At 59.7% G+C, this 20,375-nt stretch carries 23 protein-coding genes and 1 pseudogene; 13 read left to right on the top strand and 11 right to left on the bottom strand.

What is annotated here, in order from left to right; all coding sequences use genetic code 11:
- Nucleotides 1-11: 11 nt before the first annotated feature.
- On the top strand, nt 12-701 hold the full coding sequence (locus ACTG1K_RS07675; protein WP_376890163.1) for a YccT family protein: 690 nt from the start codon (nt 12-14) through the stop codon (nt 699-701).
- An 89-nt stretch (nt 702-790) separates the two neighbouring features.
- Nucleotides 791-1,618 carry an SDR family oxidoreductase gene (locus ACTG1K_RS07670; RefSeq protein ID WP_042054211.1) on the top strand — a complete coding sequence of 276 codons (828 nt, stop codon included), beginning with the start codon at nt 791-793 and terminating at the stop codon, nt 1,616-1,618.
- Nucleotides 1,619-1,709: 91 nt separating this feature from the next.
- On the opposite strand, the gene ACTG1K_RS07665 is transcribed toward ACTG1K_RS07670, so the two are convergent.
- Nucleotides 1,710-2,042 carry a DUF1904 family protein gene (locus tag ACTG1K_RS07665; RefSeq protein ID WP_440005039.1) on the bottom strand — a complete coding sequence of 111 codons (333 nt, stop codon included), beginning with the start codon at nt 2,040-2,042 and terminating at the stop codon, nt 1,710-1,712.
- An 88-nt stretch (nt 2,043-2,130) separates the two neighbouring features.
- Here ACTG1K_RS07665 and ACTG1K_RS07660 point away from each other — a divergent pair, with 88 nt between their 5' ends.
- From ACTG1K_RS07660 to ACTG1K_RS07645, 4 genes are all read left to right on the top strand, one after another.
- Nucleotides 2,131-3,018, top strand: coding sequence for a TraB/GumN family protein (locus ACTG1K_RS07660; RefSeq protein ID WP_440005038.1), 888 nt, complete (start codon nt 2,131-2,133; stop codon nt 3,016-3,018).
- A 136-nt stretch (nt 3,019-3,154) separates the two neighbouring features.
- Entirely contained in the window at nt 3,155-3,334 is a 180-nt protein-coding gene (locus ACTG1K_RS07655) for a DUF3149 domain-containing protein (protein WP_005338733.1), read from the top strand.
- Nucleotides 3,335-3,521: 187 nt separating this feature from the next.
- Nucleotides 3,522-4,103 (top strand): DNA endonuclease SmrA, encoded by a 582-nt coding sequence (gene smrA, locus ACTG1K_RS07650; protein WP_040068561.1) that lies wholly within the window; start codon nt 3,522-3,524, stop codon nt 4,101-4,103.
- Between the two features lie 138 nt (nt 4,104-4,241).
- On the top strand, nt 4,242-5,720 hold the full coding sequence (locus tag ACTG1K_RS07645) for a carboxypeptidase M32 (RefSeq protein ID WP_088870002.1): 1,479 nt from the start codon (nt 4,242-4,244) through the stop codon (nt 5,718-5,720).
- Between the two features lie 135 nt (nt 5,721-5,855).
- Here the strand turns inward: ACTG1K_RS07645 and ACTG1K_RS07640 are convergent, their stop codons facing one another.
- The 7 genes from ACTG1K_RS07640 to ACTG1K_RS07610 form a co-directional block, all read right to left on the bottom strand.
- Entirely contained in the window at nt 5,856-6,257 is a 402-nt protein-coding gene (locus ACTG1K_RS07640; RefSeq protein WP_440005037.1) for a glyoxalase/bleomycin resistance/dioxygenase family protein, read from the bottom strand.
- 94 nt (nt 6,258-6,351) lie between these two features.
- The gene (locus ACTG1K_RS07635) at nt 6,352-7,971 is read right to left on the bottom strand and encodes a DUF7305 domain-containing protein (RefSeq protein WP_440005036.1); all 1,620 of its coding nucleotides are present in this window, start codon (nt 7,969-7,971) and stop codon (nt 6,352-6,354) included.
- Nucleotides 7,968-8,528: a PilW family protein gene (locus ACTG1K_RS07630; RefSeq protein WP_425854046.1), complete on the bottom strand. Its 561-nt coding sequence runs from the start codon at nt 8,526-8,528 to the stop codon at nt 7,968-7,970. Before ACTG1K_RS07630 ends, ACTG1K_RS07635 begins: the two co-directional genes overlap by 4 nt.
- Nucleotides 8,522-8,914 (bottom strand): type IV pilus modification PilV family protein, encoded by a 393-nt coding sequence (locus tag ACTG1K_RS07625; RefSeq protein ID WP_088870005.1) that lies wholly within the window; start codon nt 8,912-8,914, stop codon nt 8,522-8,524. Before ACTG1K_RS07625 ends, ACTG1K_RS07630 begins: the two co-directional genes overlap by 7 nt.
- Complete coding sequence (locus ACTG1K_RS07620; RefSeq protein ID WP_219595205.1) at nt 8,911-9,330, bottom strand: GspH/FimT family pseudopilin; 420 nt, start codon at nt 9,328-9,330, stop codon at nt 8,911-8,913. The genes ACTG1K_RS07625 and ACTG1K_RS07620 overlap by 4 nt, the downstream gene beginning before the upstream one ends.
- Nucleotide 9,331: 1 nt before the next feature.
- Entirely contained in the window at nt 9,332-9,721 is a 390-nt protein-coding gene (locus ACTG1K_RS07615; RefSeq protein WP_005343572.1) for a type IV pilin protein, read from the bottom strand.
- 345 nt (nt 9,722-10,066) lie between these two features.
- Nucleotides 10,067-11,014, bottom strand: a complete 948-nt coding sequence (locus ACTG1K_RS07610; RefSeq protein WP_440004854.1) for an IS481 family transposase — start codon at nt 11,012-11,014, stop codon at nt 10,067-10,069.
- A 147-nt stretch (nt 11,015-11,161) separates the two neighbouring features.
- Here ACTG1K_RS07610 and ACTG1K_RS07605 point away from each other — a divergent pair.
- Both ACTG1K_RS07605 and ACTG1K_RS07600 read left to right on the top strand, forming a co-directional pair.
- Nucleotides 11,162-12,687, top strand: a pseudogene (locus ACTG1K_RS07605) (AlkA N-terminal domain-containing protein).
- Complete coding sequence (locus ACTG1K_RS07600) at nt 12,684-13,157, top strand: methylated-DNA--[protein]-cysteine S-methyltransferase (protein ID WP_139461154.1); 474 nt, start codon at nt 12,684-12,686, stop codon at nt 13,155-13,157. The pseudogene ACTG1K_RS07605 and the gene ACTG1K_RS07600 overlap by 4 nt, the downstream one beginning before the upstream one ends.
- Nucleotides 13,158-13,224: 67 nt before the next feature.
- On the opposite strand, the gene ACTG1K_RS07595 is transcribed toward ACTG1K_RS07600, so the two are convergent.
- The 3 genes from ACTG1K_RS07595 to ACTG1K_RS07585 form a co-directional block, all read right to left on the bottom strand.
- On the bottom strand, nt 13,225-15,084 hold the full coding sequence (locus ACTG1K_RS07595; protein ID WP_440005035.1) for a peptidase U32 family protein: 1,860 nt from the start codon (nt 15,082-15,084) through the stop codon (nt 13,225-13,227).
- 97 nt (nt 15,085-15,181) lie between these two features.
- Nucleotides 15,182-15,790, bottom strand: a complete 609-nt coding sequence (locus tag ACTG1K_RS07590; protein ID WP_429221115.1) for a LysE family translocator — start codon at nt 15,788-15,790, stop codon at nt 15,182-15,184.
- A 127-nt stretch (nt 15,791-15,917) separates the two neighbouring features.
- On the bottom strand, nt 15,918-16,859 hold the full coding sequence (locus tag ACTG1K_RS07585; protein ID WP_425854038.1) for a LysR family transcriptional regulator: 942 nt from the start codon (nt 16,857-16,859) through the stop codon (nt 15,918-15,920).
- Between the two features lie 226 nt (nt 16,860-17,085).
- Here ACTG1K_RS07585 and ACTG1K_RS07580 point away from each other — a divergent pair, with 226 nt between their 5' ends.
- From ACTG1K_RS07580 to ACTG1K_RS07560, 5 genes are all read left to right on the top strand, one after another.
- Nucleotides 17,086-18,174: a ketoacyl-ACP synthase III gene (locus ACTG1K_RS07580; RefSeq protein ID WP_005338768.1), complete on the top strand. Its 1,089-nt coding sequence runs from the start codon at nt 17,086-17,088 to the stop codon at nt 18,172-18,174.
- A 253-nt stretch (nt 18,175-18,427) separates the two neighbouring features.
- Nucleotides 18,428-19,312: a methyl-accepting chemotaxis protein gene (locus tag ACTG1K_RS07575; RefSeq protein ID WP_440005034.1), complete on the top strand. Its 885-nt coding sequence runs from the start codon at nt 18,428-18,430 to the stop codon at nt 19,310-19,312.
- Between the two features lie 130 nt (nt 19,313-19,442).
- Entirely contained in the window at nt 19,443-19,640 is a 198-nt protein-coding gene (locus ACTG1K_RS07570; RefSeq protein ID WP_440005033.1) for a hypothetical protein, read from the top strand.
- A gap of 9 nt (nt 19,641-19,649) precedes the next feature.
- On the top strand, nt 19,650-20,018 hold the full coding sequence (locus ACTG1K_RS07565; RefSeq protein ID WP_005338778.1) for a response regulator: 369 nt from the start codon (nt 19,650-19,652) through the stop codon (nt 20,016-20,018).
- A 13-nt stretch (nt 20,019-20,031) separates the two neighbouring features.
- Nucleotides 20,032-20,358, top strand: a complete 327-nt coding sequence (locus tag ACTG1K_RS07560) for an STAS domain-containing protein (RefSeq protein WP_005358513.1) — start codon at nt 20,032-20,034, stop codon at nt 20,356-20,358.
- The last annotated feature ends 17 nt before the right edge of the window (nt 20,359-20,375 follow it).

Raw genomic sequence — 20,375 nt, 5'->3', positions numbered from 1 at the left:
GTAAACCAGAAATGAAAAAGACCATTATGGCAGCATTAATCGCCACACTACCCTCTGTCAGTCAGGCTGCAGTCAATCTGGAAATAGGCAGAGGGGTAGAACTCGTTGCGGTCAATGGTATTCCGGTTGACTCCCCGCTGTTTATTGGCAAGGTAGACAATCAATCTTTGCCCGACGGAGACAATCAAATTGCGATTAAAATCTCTCAATTAGTCAAAGATAAAAACAATACAAAAAAATATAACTCTCATGTACATGTATTGACATTTAATGCTGCAAACCAAGAGATATCGGTAGAAGCACCGAGGTTGCAAACATGGGAGCGAGGAGAGGCGTTTGACAAACAACCACAATGGAAACTCTCGTCATCCGGCAACACCGTTTCATACAAACTTGGTGAGCTGGTCTCTATGACCAATATGTCCGTGCTTCGTAATTTTGGCGAAGAGCTTGACGCATTTAACCGTAGCAACCAACCAGCAGCGCTACCTCAACTGGCAGGAGCAATGCAGGGTAATGTGAAAAACGTATATGACTTGCCGACACAAGGCAGCAACGTGATTCCTGCAGCAGTAGCCACAAAACCCATTCAGCCTTCCGATATCAGTGGCTCAGCTTCCCAACAAGCGCGATTCTGGTTTGACAAAATGACCCCAACCGAGAAACGCGATTTTATCTCTTGGGCAGCGCAAAACCTGTAAGAAGTACTGTTTATCACACTTAGCCCGCTTTTATGCGGGCTTTTGTTTCATGTATCCTCAAGCGATACATCGTATAGAGATTTCCCATCATGCCCCGTTTTGTTCTGATCACCGGTTGTTCCAGCGGTATTGGCCTCGCCGCCGCACAGGCGCTCGGGCAGCACGGTTTTACCGTGATCGCTTCGGCACGCAAGGCGGAAGATGTGGCCCGTCTGCAGCAACAGGGATTGCTGGCAGTACAACTGGATCTGGCGGACCCTGCTTCCATCGAACTGGGCGCCAGTGCGGCGCTCCATCTGGCAGGCGGGCGCCTCTATGGCTTGTTCAACAATGGCGCTTATGGCCAACCCGGGGCGCTGGAAGATCTGCCCACCGAGGCGCTCAGGGAACAGTTCAATACCAACCTGTTTGGCTGGCACCATCTGATCCGTCAGGTGCTGCCGCCGATGCTGGAGGCCAAAGAGGGGCGGATAGTGCAGAACAGCTCGGTTCTGGGGCTGGTTGCCATGAAGTATCGCGGCGCCTACAACGCCAGCAAGTTTGCGCTGGAAGGTTATAGCGACACTCTGCGCCTTGAACTGGCGGGTAGCGGGGTACATATCAGCCTGATTGAACCGGGCCCCATCGATACCCGTTTTCGTGCCAATGCCCGCAGCGCCTTCTTGCGGCACATCGATCCGGCCCAAAGCCGTCATCAGTCGGCCTACCGCCAGACCCTGACGCGGCTGGAAAAAGAGGGGGCCACCAGCGGCTTTACCCTCCCAAGCGAAGCCTGCATCCCGCCGCTGCTCCATGCGCTGACCCACGCCCATCCCAAGGCGCGCTATCCGGTGACCACTCCAACCCGGCTGTTTGCCTTCCTGCGACGGGTATTGCCCACTCGCTGGCTCGATAAACTGCTGGCCAAATCGGCCTGATCCCGTGATGGGCGACAAGCATCCTGCCGCCCAAGTGGCGTTAGCCGGGTAGCGGCGTCACCCGACCCGCCAACCTGGTTTGTCCCCCTCTTCAATAGTGCTCACCGTTGCTGTAGTAGGCGCTCTTGGCCAGAGGGATCACCTGCACCACCACATAGGTCTGCTCCCCCAGCACCCGTTTCAAATGGCGCGTGATAAGGCGCGCGGCAGCGTCCTGCATCTCCTGCGGCCGCTCGAACCAGTGCAGCTCAACAAACGGAAAACCCGTCTCTGGCTCGCCGTTGCGTATCCAGCAGCTATCAATCCGCTCCATGGTGACAAACTCCGGCTTGCCGCCGGTCAGCTCGCAAAGCTCGGCCAGCAGCGGGCCGCTCACCTGTTGCAGGGTCTCGAGCGCCACGGCGCGAAAACGAAGATGGGGCATGGCAAACCTCTTGGTTATCTGAAATGAGGACTTATCATAGGAGTTATTGTCAGCAAGAGAAGTCACCCGGCGCATATTAAGGATCCCCATGAGATTTCATCGCACCCTCTTTGCCTTCCTGCTCTGCCTGCTGCTACCGCTGCACGCCTTTGCCGATCCCGCCTTCTATCGGGTGAGCAAGGGCAACCAGCAACACTGGCTGCTGGGCTCCATCCATGCGGGCAAGCTTTCCCTATATCCTCTGCCCGAGCCGGTGGAACGGGCCTGGCTGCAGAGTCGCGCACTGGTGATGGAGGTGGACATGAACAGCATCACGCCGGATCAGTGGCAACAGACCGCCTCCCTCACCCGACTGGTGGATGGCAAACCGCTCAAGGATCATCTGCCTGCCGAGCTCTATCAGCGCACCCTGATGGCGGGGTCCCGCTATGGCATCGACGAGGCGACCCTCGCCACCCTGCGCCCCTGGTTTGCCGCCATTACCCTGACCCAGGCCGCCATGGCCCGTTCCGACTTCAAGAGTAAACTCGGGATAGACCAGCACTTTGCCACCCGGGCCGCCAAAGAGGGCAAACCGGTGGTGGGCTTTGAAACCCTGCTGGAACAGCTCGGTTATCTGGCCAGCGTGGGTGACAACCAGACCCTGATGCTCGCCAGCACCTTGGATGAGCTACCGATGCTGGAGAGTGGTTTCGCCGCCGTAATGAAGGCGTGGCAGCAGGGGGATGAGGCGACGCTGATCAATCTGCTCAAGGAGGAGATGGCCCCGCCCGCGCTACAGAGCTGGATGGAGCAGACCCTGCTGGCCGAGCGCAACCACAACTGGCTGAAGAAATGGTCCACCCTGCCCAACGAGAGCTTTATCGTGGTAGGCGCCCTGCACCTTTACGGCGAACAGGGGTTGCTGGCGTTGCTGGAGCAGCAGGGGTGGCGCATTACCCCGCTCACCACACCGGGCCCTGTGCAGGCTCGGTAGCAAGGAGTCCAGTGAGAACGATCACAGAACGCACTGGTTATTAAACAACCTGCAAGGGAGTTGATCGGGATCATCCCGGACGGGGCAAAGAGGTATTTATCATGCCTGTCATCAACCGGGTGACAGGAGCAATAAAATGGACTTTTGGCTGGACCTGATGTTTGGCAACAGCGTGGGATTGATGTCGATGCTGGTGATTATCGGCACCTTCTTGCTCATCAGCTCTTACGCGGCCTACTTCATCTACAAGGTGATGCACTCGCAACCGCCTCATTCACAGCAACCCCATTCTCAACAGCCCAAAGAGGGCAAGTAATCCTCTGACCACAGGCGGCAGCTCACACTGACCGCCTGTGCTGTTTTATGGTTCGCGACTGTGATTCCCGGGCCTGGCTGCACCAGTGTCCATGCCGGGAGCCCCTTATCCCCTCCCCCTTTCCCCGTTTTCTGTGCCGGTTACGACCGTTATAATGGCCCCCACTTTTTCTTATGGGGAGCCTGCCGTGTCTCATAACGACGAACTCTCGCTATTTATGAATGAAGTGGCCGACGTGCGGCCCATTCGCAGCGACAACATCCATCCCCATGCGGCCAAATCCGCCCCGACCGAGGCGCAGCTCGCTCGCCGTCAGGCTGCCACCGCCGAGCAACTCGCCCTCGACCACCTCACCATGGAGGCCATCGAGATGCGCGATCCGCACGAAATCATCGGCTTCAAGCGCGATGGGGTGCAGGAGGGGGTCTACAAGAAGCTGCGGCTCGGCAAATACGAGCTGCAGGCGAGCCTGGATTTGCACCAGAAAACCCTCAACGAAGCGCGCCAGACGCTGGTGCAGTTCATTGCGGATTGTGAAGTCCGGGATATCCGCTGCCTGCTGATCCTGCACGGCAAGGGGGAGCGCAGCACCCCGCGTGCCCTGCTGAAAAGCTATGTGAGCGCCTGGTTGCCGCAACTGCCCGCCGTCATGGCGATCCACAGTGCCGAGCGTCGCCACGGCGGCAGCGGTGCCCTCTATGTGCTGCTGCGCAAAAGCGAACGCAAAAAAGCGGAAAACCGCGAACGGCACCAGAAGCGGCTCGGCTAATCCGCGTTTCGCCCCCACGCCTTTGGCCCGCCTGCGTGAAGGTGGTCAACTATACAGCGGCGGTGTTAGCATCGATCGGCCCCGATCATGCCAGGTACGGGGCGGCATACCATCAGGGACGATAACAAGGACAATCCCATGTCATATCAAAAGCTTGAACAACATCAGCAGCAGATCCACCGCTTTAGCCACCTCGCCGCCATCTGCGGTTGGGATCAGGCGGCCATGATGCCGGAAGGGGGCAATGATGCCCGCGCCGAAGCGATGGCCGAACTCGGTCTGCTGATCCACCAGAAGCGCACCGCTCCCGAGCTGGGCGACTGGATTGCCAAGGCTGAGAGTGAGCCGCTGGATGAAGTGCAACGGGCCAACCTCGGCGAAATCAAGCGCCAGTGGCAAGATGCCAGCCTGCTGCCCGGTGAGCTGGTCGAAGCGCTGTCGCTGGCTGGCAGCAAGTGCGAGCACGCCTGGCGCAGCCAGCGCAAGAACAACGACTGGGCCGGCTTTGCTCCCAATCTCGAGGAGGTGGTGAAACTCTCCCGTGAAGTGGCGCAACTGCGGGCCGATGCGCTTGGCGTGCGCCCCTACGACGCCATGCTGGCCCTCTATGAGCCGGGCATGACCAGCGCGCGGCTCGATCAGATCTTCGGCGATCTCGCCAGCTGGCTGCCGGCTCTTATCCAGACCGTGAGTGAACAGCAGAAGGGCGATGCCCTGTTGCTGCCGCAAGGCCCCTTCCCCATACCGACCCAGCAAGCGCTCGGTCAGGAGGTAATGGGACTGCTCGGCTTTGATTTCGCCCACGGCCGGCTCGATGTGAGCAGCCACCCCTTCTGCGGCGGCGTGCCGACCGACGTGCGGATCACCACCCGCTATAACGAGCAGGAGTTTGTCTCCAGCCTGATGGGCATAGTGCACGAAACCGGTCACGCCCGTTACGAGCAGGGGCTGCCGCGTCATCTGCTGGGTCAGCCCGTAGCCGAAGCGCGCTCCATGGCGATCCACGAGAGCCAGAGCCTGTTTTGCGAGATGCAGCTGGGGCATCATCCGGCCTTCCTCGCGCTGCTGGCACCACGCATTCGTCACCACTTCGGCGAGCAGGCGGCGTTTGCGCCGGACAATCTGGCCAAGCTCTACAGCCGGGTCGAGCCGGGCTTTATCCGGGTCGATGCGGACGAGGTGACCTATCCGGCCCACGTTATTCTGCGCTACGAGCTGGAGCGCGATCTGGTGGAAGGAAAGATCGAGGTGGCCGACATCCCCGAGCTGTGGGATGCCAAGATGCAGCAGTGGCTGGGACTCTCCACCAAGGGCAACTACCGCAATGGCTGCATGCAGGATATTCACTGGACCGACGGCTCGTTCGGCTACTTCCCGAGCTACACCCTGGGTGCCATGTATGCCGCCCAGCTGCGCTTTGCCCTCGAAAAAGAGCTGGGCAGCATGGGGGAGGTGATCGCGGCGGGCCGCCTGCCGGAGATCTTCGGCTGGCTCGGGCGCAACATCTGGTCACAGGGGAGCCTGCACAGCACCGACGAGCTGGTGCGCCGTGCCACCGGTGAAGCGCTCAATCCACACTGGCTGCGCCAGCATCTGGAACAGCGCTACCTGAAGTAATGAGCGCAGTAAGCTAACAGCAGAACGGGGCCCTTTTTAGTTGACCACTACAGGGCCCCGTTTTTATGGCGGTTCATTTTTATGGCGGTGCATGGCACAGCACACCGTCACAGCAATGCTGCACAAAGAGAGGATTCAGAGAGGATCAGGGGAACCCAGCAACTCGCGCAGTTGCAGGATATTGCCCTCCGGGTCGAAGGCGTTGCGCACCACAAAGCCGGGCCCCGTCCACTGCTGTGGCAGCAAACCGCCGCCGAGATCCGCCGCCTTCGCTTCTGCCCAGGCGAGGCTGGAGACGGTGAAGAACAGCTTGATGGCCCCCTCTTCCCGCAGTTCCGGCGGCCGCTTGATAACGACCTGCCCGGCATAAGGCTCTGGAATGGCGTGGATCAGCAGCTGGATATCGCTGTTTTCCAGCACCACCAACTGCTCATCCTGACAGCAGACCACCATCTGCAGCAAGGTACGATAAAAGTGGGTCAGCAGGCCCGGATCCTTGGCATAGATCAGGGCACCGGCGCGAGCGGGGCCTGGCATGGAGCTCTCCTCAACAGTGAACGGCTGGGTGGACAGATCTCCACCTTCTCACAGTTGCGCGCCCCGTTCGATCCTTTTTAGCGGCTCGCCAGCCTCACTGCACAAAGTGCCACTGCCGCAGTGCCAATCTCGGAGGCGGCCCCTGATCGTCCCCCAGATCTGCCATGCCCAGCGCCTCGTCGTAGTGCACACCGCCAGCGCCGCTCTCGGTCAGATGCTTGGCACGCACCGCCCCGTACAGACCGCCACTTCCGCTGATCTTCATCTCGGTCAACGGGGCATAGAGGGCGGCATAGAGCGGGGTATTGCCCGACAGCTTGACCCCATCCTTGCCACTATACGCGGAATAGATGGAGATAGCGGGCGTACCGCCAGCGGTCAACCCCTGTTTGGCTGCCGTCACCTCGGCACCGGCCCCGAGATCAACCTTGCCGCTGACGATCAGGGTCAGACTGCTCCCCTCGCTCACCGTCAACTGGTTGCTGCCAGTCATGGTGAAATCATTGTCGATCAGCAGCACCACATCCCCCTTGATGGTGAGACTGGCATCGGCCCTCATATTGAGGCTGTCGAGCTGATAAATGGTCTGCTCCTTGCCAAACAACTCCCCCTTGCCGGGGAGCGGTAGCTCGGGCTTGTGCTGATTGCTGCTGGTGACCGAGCCAGTGGCAGGATCCGTGGTCAGCACCATCTGCTGGGTGGCGCCCAGAGTCAGCGGGCCATTGATGGGCAGTGTGGCAGGGGGGAATGATTTGGGCAGCGCGACCACATTGAGCGGGTCACACACCTGCCCGGCCACCGGCGGCAACCTGGGATCGTTGCGATACTCGGGATCCAGATACTTCTGGTTCTCCTGATCTTTAAAAAAACCAGCACCACCATAACTGAGTTTGCCGCTGTCGATGCTGGTACCCCAGTCCATGGAAACATTGCCATTGACCGCCACCTGACCACCGATGCGCCCCCCTTTCAGGGTCAAACTACCGCCACCTTTCACATTGCCGGAGACCCGGACAATCTTGTCCGAAGAGGGGGAGATAATGACGTCGCTCCCGGCATTCACGTTGCCGGAGATGGGAGAAGATCCGTTCAGGGTCACGGAGCCGGTCGCCCGTACATCGCCCCAAATTGGCGAATTGCCGTCGAGCACTACATTGGCCTTGTCACTGACGGTCGCCACCTTGGCATTCTGGTTAATGTTGGTGCCGCCATATTTGCCCTTGCGCGAGTCATAGCTGTCGATAAAACCGCTACCGGAAAGGCTTAGCCCTTCACACGCCACCACCGAATCCTGAAAGATGAGATTGCCGGGCTCGCGCTTGAGAGCAAACAGCGCGTTGAGGCTGGCATTGCCCTCCAGATAGCGGCCATGGCTCTGCAACGCCAGCTTGCTGCCTGTGGAGGCATCCAGCTGATCGATGCTGAAGCGGCTGCCCGCCATGGCTCCTTCGCCATTGCTTGGCACCTTCTGCACCAGTTGAGCCCACTCTATCCGCGGTTCGGCGCCAAGCGCCTGATGCAGGGCTCGATAACTCTCGTTCATCCCCTGCTCGGCACTGAGCTGCGCATTGATCTTCTTGTGAAAATTGCCGCTCAGGCGAGCCTGCAACTGGTTCTCCTGAATGCTGGTAAACACCAGCAGACTCGACAGCAGGCTCACCACCAGCACCACCAGCAGTACGGCTCCCCGCTGCCCCTGCAATCCCTTGTTCATCCCGCTCCCCCTGCTGTGGCGTTGGCACCGGATGTGGCCAACGCTGCTGCCCAGACCGCCTTGCGGCGGGCCACCTGCACCTCTACTCCCGGTGCCAGATAGCTCGGCAGCCCTTCGGGAAAGATGCGGATATTGACCAACGCACCCTGCTGGCCGAATTCAAGATCCTGAAGATGGGCCAGCAACAGGCGCGGACCATCTCCGTCATCGCAACTGAGCACCGGCGGTGTGAAGCGGTACTGCTCGGTAAAATCGGCGGTTTTCTGGTTGCCAAGGCAGGAGAGCACCTGACTGCCCCCCTCTACCTTGAAGGCCAGCGTCAGGCGATCAGGGGTGACCGCTATCAGCTGATCCGCCTGCTTGATGCTGTTGGTAAAGGTGAGAGTGGCAAAGCGCAACACCTCGTTCGCCTGCTCCAGCGCCTTGCTCTGCTCGACCGTGCTCTTGATCGGGGCGTAACCGGCAAAAATCGCCAGCATCAGCATCAGACCGAGCACCATGGAGATCATCAGCTCGACGAGACTGACGCCTCGTTGCCGTGAGGGGACGCTCAGCATAAAGGCGGAAATCCTGCGTTCAACTCCACCCGCTTGGCGCCGGAGACCCGCTCATCCTGCCACTCGATAGCGACCACAAAGTTGTCGCTATAACGGTTCGGCAGCACCAGCCGGTGGCCATCCTGCAGGATGAAGCGGGCAAGAAAATCGGCCTGGGTGAACCGCTCGGGCTTGCGCTGCACTTCACACAGCGAGCTCCAGATCTGCTCCACGCTGTTGCTCGCCTCGATCGTGGCCAGCGTGCTCTGCAAGCTGTAATGCGCCTGCTGCAACGAGACCACCTGCCCCTTGGCGAGACCGAGAAACACCATCACCGCCAACACCATGGAAACCATGATCTCCACCAGATTGAAGCCCTGCTGGCGGGCAAGTGCGGCGTGTCTCATGAGCAGCTCCCTTGCAGCAGCTGGCCGCTCGGGGCAACGCAGAGCACCCGCTGCTCACCGAGGCGATTGGCCAGAATGATCTCGGCGTGGCTGCTGCTGCCGGTTGGCGCGATCTGGATGGGGTCAAACGGCTTGATCACTATTCCGCCAGCAGGTGCTGCCGCCTGACGCAGCAACTTGCTGTCAGCCATCACCTCCCAGCCACCGTTCTCGGTGCCCTGCAGTACCACCGGCAGGGTCAGCTTGACCGCTTCGCTGCGGGCAAAGCGGTAGGCTGAAGCGAGTTCGGTCGCACTACGATCGAGCCGTTCGGCCGCGAGGCGCTGACTCATGGAGGGCAACCCGACCAATAGCAAGATGGCGGCGATGCCGACCGTGATCATCAACTCAATCAGAGTAAATCCGCGCACATTCATCTTATGATCCCCAGCAGTCATGGCGATTGGCCGCGCGATAACCGGTCTGATCGAGGGTCAGTGTGCCGCACTCATCCTGTTGACGCGTCGTTGGAATGGCTTTGAGCAGGTAGTCGCCAGCATCTTGCTGGCTATAGCTGAACTGGTAGAAATCCGTGTTGGAAGGGGTGGCAAACGTGTCGGGATAACGGCCCTGTTGGGTATAGATACGTTCGAGGGCGAGCGCCTGCTCCAGCAATTGCTGCTGCGCTTCGTAACGACGTCCCTGTTGCAGATAACCCTGATACGCTGGCAACGCGATGGCCGCGAGAATGCTGACAACCGTCATGGCGATCAACAACTCGATCAGACTAAACCCACGGCAATGGGGCCATGCCTTACAGTCGTTCACTTATCATCCTTGGCAAGTGTTGTTATTGGTCGGCCCTGGGCCGCAAATGCGATGACTTAATAATCATAAAAAATTAACTGACTCGATTGAACAACACAAAATCGCCACACTCAATGTAAAAAAGATAGTTATGTGATCTGTTATTAATTTTTAAGCAGTTTTCGCCGCCACTAATCTCGCTAAGCAAATAAAGCTAGGCCAATCGTGCCTACGACCCGTCCGTTATGCCCCCTTCTGTCGAGCCGCGACATATGAATAACAGCGTGACGAAGAGTGAAACCCGGCCGTGCAATGAAAGAGCAAAAAAACCTTTGGCCAATTTTTGCTATCCCTGTCCGTTTCTGGCTAGTTGTGTAAACCCACCAGGTTGTTCACAGATTGAAGACGACTGATGGGGGGCTGGTAGCCCAGACTGGCATGAGGACGATGCCAGTTGTACTCATGCAACCACGGTTGCAAGTGCTCTGCCCGTTGCTCTGACGAGTCATAGCTCCGTGCATAAGCCCACTCACGCAGGGCGGTCTGAATGAAGCGCTCTGCTTTGCCATTGGTTTGTGGTGTGTAAGGCTTGGTGCGCAGATGCTTGAGCCCCAGCCGACGACACAGCTTCTGGAAGCGTTTCGACCGGTAACAGGCTCCATTGTCCGTGAGTAGCCGACTGAAACAAATGCCGAGCCCGGCGTAGTAGCGAAGTGCCTGTAACAGCGCCAGGCAGGCACTGCGTCCCGTTTCATCAGGATGCAGAGCGCTGAACGCCACACGGGAGTGGTCATCAATCGCCACATGAACACACTCCCACCCTGCGCCGCGTGAGTCCTTGCTGCGGTCGCCGGTGATACGATGGCCGGGACGGTGGAAACGCCCCAACTTTTTGATGTCCAGATGCAGCAAGTCACCCGGTTTCTCATGTTCATAGCGTTGTACTGGAACAGCTGGGGCCAGATTGGCCAATCGATGAAGTCCCATGCGCTGCAAGATGCGGGCGACAGTACTGTGCCCTATGCCCAGATATTGGCTGATGTGCCGATAGGTCCGTCGCTGCTTGCGCAGTTCGATAATCCTCTGCTGGCGCTGGTCATCAATGGCATGAGGGCAAGATGCGGGTCGAGAAGAGCGATTGTACAAACCATCAGGTCCCTCCTGGCGATATCGAGTGAGCCACTTGTAAGCGGTGCGGATACTGACCCCGGCAGCGTGAGCGGCCTCTTCAACGCGCAGGCCCTGCTCAAGGATACGCTGGACAAGAAGCTGTCGACCAAAGACGGTTAATCGGGCATTTTTATGATTGTTCACTCGGGCACCTCGGATGATTGGTTTGGTTGGTGCCTCCAATTCTCCGGGAATGCCCCGAGTGAACAACCTACAGAGAGATCACAGCTAGTCACAGCCCCCGAGCCCCCTTACTCTCTTGCCATCTATTCCAGCAAAGCCGCCAACACCATGAGTGCAAAGCCCAGCCCAGAGTCGTCACCGGATGAGGTGATCAACACCCTCAGCCGCGAGCAGTGTCACGCCGCACGGCTCGCCCGCGATGCTCGCTTCGATGGCCGCTTCTTTACCGGCGTGCTCTCGACCGGCATCTACTGCCGGCCTGTCTGCCCGGCACGGCCACCGCACGAGCACAATGTGCGCTACTTCCAAAGCGCCGCGGCCGCCGAGCAGTATGGGCTGCGACCCTGCCTGAGCTGGCCCCCGCCGCCCGTGGCGATCTGCCGGTTGAACTGGCACGTCTGCTGGCGCGCATCGATCGCGGCGAGCTGGCTGAGGGCACGCTCGCCAAACTGGCCGCTGAGGCCGGGATCAGCGAACGCACCCTGCGCCGCCAGTTCGAGCAGCACCTCGGCGCCTCGCCAAAACAGGTGGAGCAGACGCGCCGCCTGCTACTCGCTAAACGGCTGCTAACTGAAACTGGGCTGCCCATTACCGACATCGCGTTTGCCGCCGGCTTTGCCAGCATCCGCCGCTTCAACGACGCCTGGCTGAACGCCTACGGGCTGGCCCCACGCACCCTGCGCCAACAAGAGGATCATGCGCCAGAGCACATGAGTGCGCAGCCGCGCGGCGCAACCCTGACGCTGCAACTGCCCTACCGCCCCCCGTATGACGTGGCGGCCATGCTGGCGTTCTACCGGCTGCGGGCAATCCCGGGGCTGGAGCGGGTAGATGGCGAGGTGTATGAGCGGCGCTATCGGGTCGGCGATCAGGTCGCGCTGGTGCGTATCGCGCAAGGCAAGGGGCACAGCCTGCAGCTTACTGTCCATGACCTGCCGCTCGCGGCGCTGCCCGATCTGCTCTATCGGGTGCGCCGGATGTGGGATCTCGATGCCGACATGCAGCGGATCGGTGATCTGCTCGGTCAGGATCCGCTGCTCGCCCGCTTGCAGGCGCGCTGGCCCGGTGTACGGCTGCCGGGTGGCTGGGACGAATACGAGGTGATGCTGCGCGCCATCGTCGGCCAGCAGGTCTCGGTCAAGGGGGCCATCACCATACTCGGGCGACTGGTGGCCCGCACCGAGGCGCAATTCGGGGTGGCGCAACTGCCGCCCCCCATCCAGTTGTGCGAACTCGCTCTCGACGGCATCGGCATGCCCGGCAGCCGTATTCGAACCCTGCGGGGCGTGGCACAGGTGCTGGCCAGCGGCGAGCTGACCCTCACGACAGCCAGTGACGAGCAGTTGCTGGCGCTGCCGGGCATAGGCCCCTGGACTGTCTCTTACTGGCGGCTGCGCTGCGGGCTAGATACCGATGCCTTCCCCGCTTCCGATCTGGTGCTGCAAAAGGCACTCGGCGGCGGCACCAAGCTGCCGGTAAAAGAGGTGTTGGCGCAAAGCGCAGCATGGCAGCCGTGGCGCAGCTATGCGGCCAGCTGGCTGTGGCATGCCATGAGTGAAGCGCCCGATTTGCTACTCCGTGCCACTGGCAACGAACAACAGCCAGATACCCAACAACAGGAGATAACACCATGATCCGCTACGATATTCTGCCGACCCGCTGCGGCGATCTGCTGGTCGCCATCAATGAATCCGGTCTGGTGCACGTGGACTTTGTGGCGGGCCTGCGGGCACTGCCCGATATGAGTGGCTGGCAACAAGATCACGAAGCGCTGGCTCCCTTCCTCGCCGAATTTGACGCCTATTTTGCCGGTCGCTTGCAGCGCTTCTCCCTGCCCCTTGCCGCCCGTGGCACCGCCTTTCAGCAGGCGGTATGGCAAGCATTGTGCGACATCCCATACGGCGAGACCCGCAGCTACAGCGATATCGCTCGCACCATCGGCAAACCCGATGCGGTGCGGGCCGTGGGCGCGGCGAATGGCCGCAATCCGCTCTCGATCATCGTCCCCTGCCATCGGGTGATCGGCCAAAACGGCAGCCTGACCGGCTATGCGGGGGGATTGGAGATCAAAAAAGCGCTGCTGGCGCTGGAGAGGGGCAATTAAAGGAGGGTAGGCAGAGAACCTGCGATAAAAAACTGCCCCTTTCCGGATGGAGAAAGGGGCTCATTGATCAGCGTTTCAGGCTGCCCATCACATGCATTTCGCAGCGGTTGCAGTCAAAACGCAGGCGGAAGGTGTCTTTGCCCATTTTGAGTTCCAGCGGCTCGGCCTTGAGACCTGGCACCTCGTTCGGGCAGAGGTTCTGGCTATAGCGGATGCAATGCTTGGTGATCATCAGCACCACTTCCCGCTCCTCCTTGTTCGCCTCATAGGCGGGAGCAATCCGCTCCACCCCGTGTTCGCGGAAGAACTGCTCGGCCGCGCTGTTCAGCACATTGCCAAGGTAGGAGAGACGGTGCTGGGGATAGCTGATATCCCGCAGGGCGATGCGTCGCTCGGGGCGCTGGTAGCTGGCCACGCGAGCCGCCTCCAGCGCGGCGATGCCGTCCCGGCGCAAGCCGTTGAGCTGTGATGCGGCGATAAATAGCGGGTGAGTGAATGCCAACTCAATCTTGCGCGCCACAAACAGGGTATTGCCGAGCTTGCCAAGTTGATCCCGCGCCTGTTGCAGCGCCCGCTCCGGATTGTCGGCAGGTTGTTTGTCACAGGGAAGCGTCACCACGGCACTGATGCCCTGCTCGTCGGTGAGCGTGAGGCTCACGCCCTCATCGCACTCTGCCAGCACCATATCGACCCGGATACGGCGATCCGCGCTCGCCTTCTCCAGCATCTTGCTGAACGCCTGATCGTGGTTGCGGTAGATTTCTGTCCCCACCTTCAGCCCCGGCATGCGTTCTGACAGGAGTAACTGCTTACCTTCGACTTTGTTGAGACGCATCCCCACCAGCTCGTTATTCGGCTTGAAGAAGCCCAGACCGTCGCCGTTGTTGAGGGTGACCTGTTTGCCGTCAATCTCGATACCGTCACGGGTCACCTTGGTGACACGCCCCAGCGGTTCGCCCACATATTTCGGGCTTTTGGTGGAGTCGATACCCTGCTGGCGACCATGGAGGAAGTAGTCTGTGCTGCCGCGGTTGAAACTTTTCTTGGGGTCAGGCGTGAAGCTGTAGCTGCAACGACCCGCCGAGGCGGCGACCAGATCGGAGCGGCTATCCAGAATGGCGTCCAGCTTCTGGCGATACCAGGCGGTGACGTTCTTGACGTAGTCGAGCCCCTTGAGGCGCCCTTCAATCTTGAAGGAGCGGATCCCCGCCTCGATCAAGGCCTCCAGGTTGTCAGTCTGATCCATATCCTTGAGTGACAACAGGTGGCTGTCGGCCACCAGCACTTCGCCATCCGGCTTTTGCAGCGAGCAGGGCAGACGGCAGAGCTGGGCACACTCGCCACGGTTGGCACTGCGGCCGGTACGGGCATGGCTGATGTTGCACTGGCCGCTGTAGGAGACACAGAGCGCGCCGTGGATAAAGAACTCCAGCTGCACATTGGTCGCCGCGCTGATCTCGCGGATCTGCGCAAGAGACAGTTCGCGCGCCAGCACCACCTGAGAGAAACCCACATCCTGCAGAAACTTCACCTTCTCCGGCGTGCGGTTGTCGGTCTGGGTACTGGCATGGAGCGCGATGGGAGGCAAATCCAGCGCCAGCAGCCCCATATCCTGGACGATGAGCGCATCGGCACCGGCTTCATAAATTTGGTGGGTCAGGCGCCGGGCCTGCTCCAGCTCGTGATCGTGCAGCAGGGTGTTGAAGGCGACAAAGACCTGGGCTCCGAAGCGATGGGCGTGGCGCGCCAGCGCTTCGATATCCTCAATGGTGTTGCCCGCAGCGCTGCGGGCGCCAAAGGCAGGGCCGCCCATGTAGACGGCATCGGCGCCATGGTTGATGGCTTCGATGCCGTAGGCGAGGTTCTTGGCCGGAGCCAGCAGCTCCAACCGGTTGTTATGGCTTAACGGGTGCTTGTTCTGGTGCATGGTCTCGGGATCAGGGCGGACAGCAAATGGGCGCTACTCTAGCCCATTTGCTGTCCGCATGCCTTGATCCCGCTTAAGGTATCCGCAAAATGCAGGATTAGATAACCACCTTGAGTGCCAGTCCCAGCAGCACCAAGCCACTCACTTTATCGATCACAAAGGATTTGGCTTTAAGCCACGCCAGTACAGGCCCGCGCGAGAGTACCAGCGCCACCAGCACGTACCAGACTGCGTCGATCCCGCCAGCGGTGAGCATCATGATGCCCCCTTCGCTCCAGCCGGTATCGGCCCGCACAAACTGGCTGAACAGTGCGATGAAGAAAACCGCCAGCTGGGGGTTGAGGAAGGCCACCATAAAACCTTCAAAGGCCCCTTGCCGACCACGCAGCTGGTGAACTTCTTCACTCGCATCACCACTGGCTGGTTTTGCCAGCAGGGCTTTCACCCCAAGCCAGGCAAGAAATGCGGCGCCACCGTAGCGGATCAGATCAAACAGGATCGGAGTCTGGGTGATCAAAATGGAGAGGCCAAGTGCGGTGACCAGCGCATAGATACCAACCCCGAAGCCGTGGCCGAGCGCGGTGGCGACGCCGTGCCCTTGCCCGCCCAGCACCGTGTTGCGGATGATCAGCGCCAGACTCGGCCCCGGGCTGATGGCGCCCATCACGCAGATTGCGGCCAGTGCCAGCCAACTCGTCAGTTCCATGCTTTTCCTCTTTTGTGTTCGATATGATGACCTGCACTCAGGGTACGGGCTGAGCCATTATGCCAGTAGTGAAAGTTATGAATAGAACCCATAACCCATGGCTATAGCGCGACATAACTGACTGGGGCTAACCACCGAAATCGAGCAGCTTGCGACTCTCGCCGACGGTGCGTTGCAGGTGATCCCGCAGGAAGGGGTAGGCCAGCTCGCGAAACCAGCGGTGGGCCGGATCCTGATGGTGGCGCTGATGCCACAGCAGATGATACTGCTGGTCGCGGGTAGCAAAGGGCAGATCGACAAAGGTGAGCTCATGGCCGCAGGAAAGCTGCCAGGCGATATGGGCCGGGGTGGTCATCAGGCAATCGGTGCGCAGCAACACCTCCACTGCCGCCTGAAAGAAGGGGACTCTGGCAAACCAGCGCCGACTCAGTCCCTGCGGCGCCAATACCTGCTCCACCGGGCTGTCCTTGTCGCCACCGCCACTCACCTGCAGGTGAGGCCAGGCGAGATAGTCATCGAGACTCAGCGTCTTGCCTGCCAACGGGTGATGACGTCCTATCAGCACCGCCAGCCGATCTTCCCCCTGATGCAGACCTCGGATCTGCTCCGGTACCTGCTCGGTGATGGTAGAGACCAGATCCAGCTCGGACTGCCACAACTGCGGCAGCTGACGCTTGTCCCACAGGCTGTACTCCAGCGCCGCCAACGGCGCCTCTTTGGCGAGCGCGGCACAGATATCGGGCAGGATATGCTGGGCCACATAATCGGAGGAGGCGAGCCGAAATACCCGCTCGCAGCGGCTAGGGTCAAACCCGGGGGCCTCGTAGAGCCGCTCCAGCGCACCGAGAGAATCCGCCAGCTGGGCGGCCAGCGCTTCGGCACGCGGCGTCAGCAGCCAGCGTTGCCCCTCCCGCACCAGCAACTCGTCATCAAACTCGTTGCGCAACTGGGCAAGCTGCTTGCTGATGGAGGGCTGACTCAGGTGCAGCAGCTCGGCGGCGCGGCTGATATTACGGGTCTCCAGCAGCACCTTGAGGGTCGGCAACAAGTTGAGATTGGCTCTGAGCAAGGAGATCCCCTCATCGGTGGTGAAACACTTATCTTAGGGCAGAGGAGTCCCGCGTTTTAAGCAAAATTTCCAGCCATGCTCAGCACGTTGCAGCCCTTTGCGACCAGATGGCACAGCTGAGCCCCCCGCACATAACCATGACCACAAGATGACAGTGGTTGTCTCGTACGGCATAATTGCACGATTTTCCGCCCGCGGGCGATCCACTTTGAGAAGCGGTAACAAGATGAAATACGCCAATATCACCGGCTGGGGCAAATGCCTGCCTCCCTCTGTGCTGACCAACGACGACCTCAGCACCATCATGGATACGTCAGACGAGTGGATCTATCCGCGCACCGGCATCAAGGCCCGCCGGATCTCCCATGTCAGCACCTCGGATCTCGCCACCCTGGCCGGTCGCCGCGCGCTGGCTTGTGCCGGTCTGGAAGCCAGCGATCTCGATGGCATCATCCTGGCCACCGCCACCCCGGACAACCTGCTGCCAAGTGCCGCCTCTGCGGTGCAGAAGAAACTGGGTGCCGTCAATGCAGCCGTGTTTGACCTCAATGCTGCCTGCACCGGTTTTGTCTACTCCCTCTCCGTCGCAACCTCGCTGGTGCAGACCGGCATGATGAAGAAGGTGCTGGTGATTGGTGCCGAGCGCCTCACCTACCTGCTGGACTGGGCGCGCCGCGATACTGCCGTGCTGTTTGGCGATGGTGCCGGTGCCGTGGTAATCGAGGCGAGTGAGCTGGAGTGTGGCCTGATCGCCAACAAGCTCGGCTGTGACAGCGAAGCGCGGGAGATCCTGCATGTGCCGAACTTCGGTACCGATCGGGTGCGTTTTGCCGACATCGATGGTCTGTTCACCTTCAACTTCGAAGGGCCGGAGATCTTCAAACGCGCCGTGCGCGGCATGGGGGAAGCCACCAGCACAGTGCTGGCGCAGGCCGGTATTGCGCCGGAGCAGGTCGACCTGATCGTCCCCCATCAGGCCAATATCCGCATCATCGAGACCCTCGCCAAGCGGATGAATGCGCCGATGGAGAAGGTGATGGTCAACATCGAAAACTACGGCAACACCTCCGCCGCCACTGTGCCCATCGCCCTGTGTGAAGCGCTGGAGCAGGGCCGTGTCCAGCCGAACTCCTATCTGCTGACCGCCGCTTTCGGTGCCGGCCTGACCTGGGGGGCCGCCATCATCAAGTGGGGCGATCGCGTCACCCCCATCAAGGCGTGCGATGCCGAACTGCCCCCGTGCGACAAGAGCGCACTGGAGCTCATCGCCCACGCCGTGGAAGGTTGCCAGAAGGCTCACGCCAACGAGGCGTGAGCCTCATCAGGAGCCTGAATCCTCAGGCTCCCTCTCTCCTTTTCATCCCCACCAAGCTTTGCCCCCCACTTCGCAAGCCGCTTGATACGGCAATCGCTGATACAAACAACTCCGATTTGCAGCCAATTAATTTTTTTCCGCTAACCTTATTGTGCCAACTATAAATAAAGAAAAGAGCGTCAAGGGGCACCATGACTGTTTCGGTCCTGCGCCTTTACCTCTTACCAAATAATTGCACAGGGATAAGCTACGTATGGCACAACACAAAAGTGGCGTGAACACACCGCTTTGGGAACCGGTTTGCTGGATTTGCTGCATCGGGCTTGCTCTGCTCAGCTGCCTGTTGCTGCAGCTCGCCGATGCGCTGTCACCTCTCTACCTGCTGCTCAATGTGCTGGTTGGTATTGCCGCCGCGCTCTGGACATCGAGTCACTTCCACCAGCACACACACCGACATCGTGCAGGAGAGGAACAAACCGTCGCGACCGGTCCTCTCGCCCACTCCATCATCGGGCTCGAACAGGTGTGTGAGAAGGCTCTACCAATCTGGTCCCAGCAAATTGAAAGCTCTCGTCAACAAACCGAAGCCGCGATGATTGACCTGACTCAACGCTTCAGCGGCTTGGCCAACAAGCTGGAAGAAGCAGTCAATGCTTCTCATCTGGCAGCCGGAGAACTGGGTGATGCCAATTCCCGTGGCATGGCAGGAGTTTTGAGCGAGAGCCAACAGCAGCTCAATGAGGTAGTGGCAATCCTGCACTCCGCCCAGGCCAATCGGGACGCAATGCTGGGTGAGATAAAAAGCCTGACCACCTACACCATAGAGCTCAACACCATGGCCATGGATGTGGCCAAAATCGCCTCCCAGACCAACCTGCTGGCCCTCAACGCCGCCATTGAAGCAGCTCGTGCAGGGGAAGCAGGCCGTGGCTTTGCTGTGGTCGCTGATGAAGTGCGCAACCTCTCCCGCCTCTCCAGCGAAACCGCCCAGAAGATGACCGACAAGGTAGACACCATCAATACTGCTATCGGCCGCGCCTTCCAGATTGCCGAAAATGCTGCCGCACGGGATCACGCCTCGGCGCTCAATTCGGAGCAAACAATCGAACAGGTACTGCCGTTTTCGCCATGCCACTGACAGCCTGGCGGAATCCGCCTCCCTGCTGCAAAACGAGAGCACCGATATCCATCGCGAAATCTCCAGCGTCATTGTCTCGCTGCAATTTCAAGACAGAGTCAGCCAGATCCTCAGCCACGTCAGACAAAACATGGAGAGCCTCTCCAGCCATCTGGTTGCTTCGGAGCAGAGCAGCAATGCGACAGGGCCAATCCAGATCGATGCCAATCGCTGGCTGGCAGAGATGGAGCTCTCATACGCCACCGACGAACAGCGCAATATTCACCATGGTCGCACCACCCGTACAGTCAACGCGCAACCAAGCAGCGCCGACATCACATTTTTCTAGGAGAGAGATATGGGCAAAACGATCCTGATCGTGGATGACTCGGCAACTATTCGCCAAGTCGTGGGCATGACCCTCAAGGGAGCCGGTTATGAGGTCATGGAAGCCTCTGACGGCAAAGATGCGCTCAACAAACTAGATGGCAAGAAGATCAACCTGATCATCAGTGACGTCAACATGCCGAACATGGATGGCATCACCTTCGTCAAAGAGGCCAAAAAGCTGGCCAACTACAAATTTACCCCTGTCATCATGCTGACCACCGAGTCTCAGGACAGCAAGAAGCAGGAGGGACAAGCCGCAGGAGCCAAAGCTTGGGTGGTCAAACCCTTCCAGCCCGAACAGATGCTGGCCGCAGTCGCCAAGCTCATCATGCCGTGATCCGGAGCGCATCATGCAACTACAGAGTGAGCTACTCGACAACAAGGTAGTGGTGACCATGCCGGACGAGATCACCATTTATACAGTCAGCGAGCTGAAAGATGCTCTCTCACCCTTATTGCATCAGGGGAACGAACTGGAGCTGAATCTGGCAGCGGTATCCGAGATAGACAGCGCCGGGCTGCAATTGCTGCTGGCAGCGAAGAAAACCGCTCTGCAGCAAGGCTCCTCCCTGGCACTGGTCTGGCACAGCCATGTTGTGCTTGAACTGCTGGAGCTCTGCCAGCTCTCGGCCTTTTTTGGCGACCCCACCCTCATCACCCATGGCGAACGGCCCTGAGCCACCATGACAAGGAG

Source organism: Aeromonas sp. 102P (assembly GCF_051920345.1).
GTDB classification, from domain to species: Bacteria; Pseudomonadota; Gammaproteobacteria; order Enterobacterales; family Aeromonadaceae; genus Aeromonas; species Aeromonas veronii.
The sequence above is the reverse complement of the archived record's forward strand: the minus strand, read 5'-3'. Positions and strand labels throughout refer to the sequence as shown.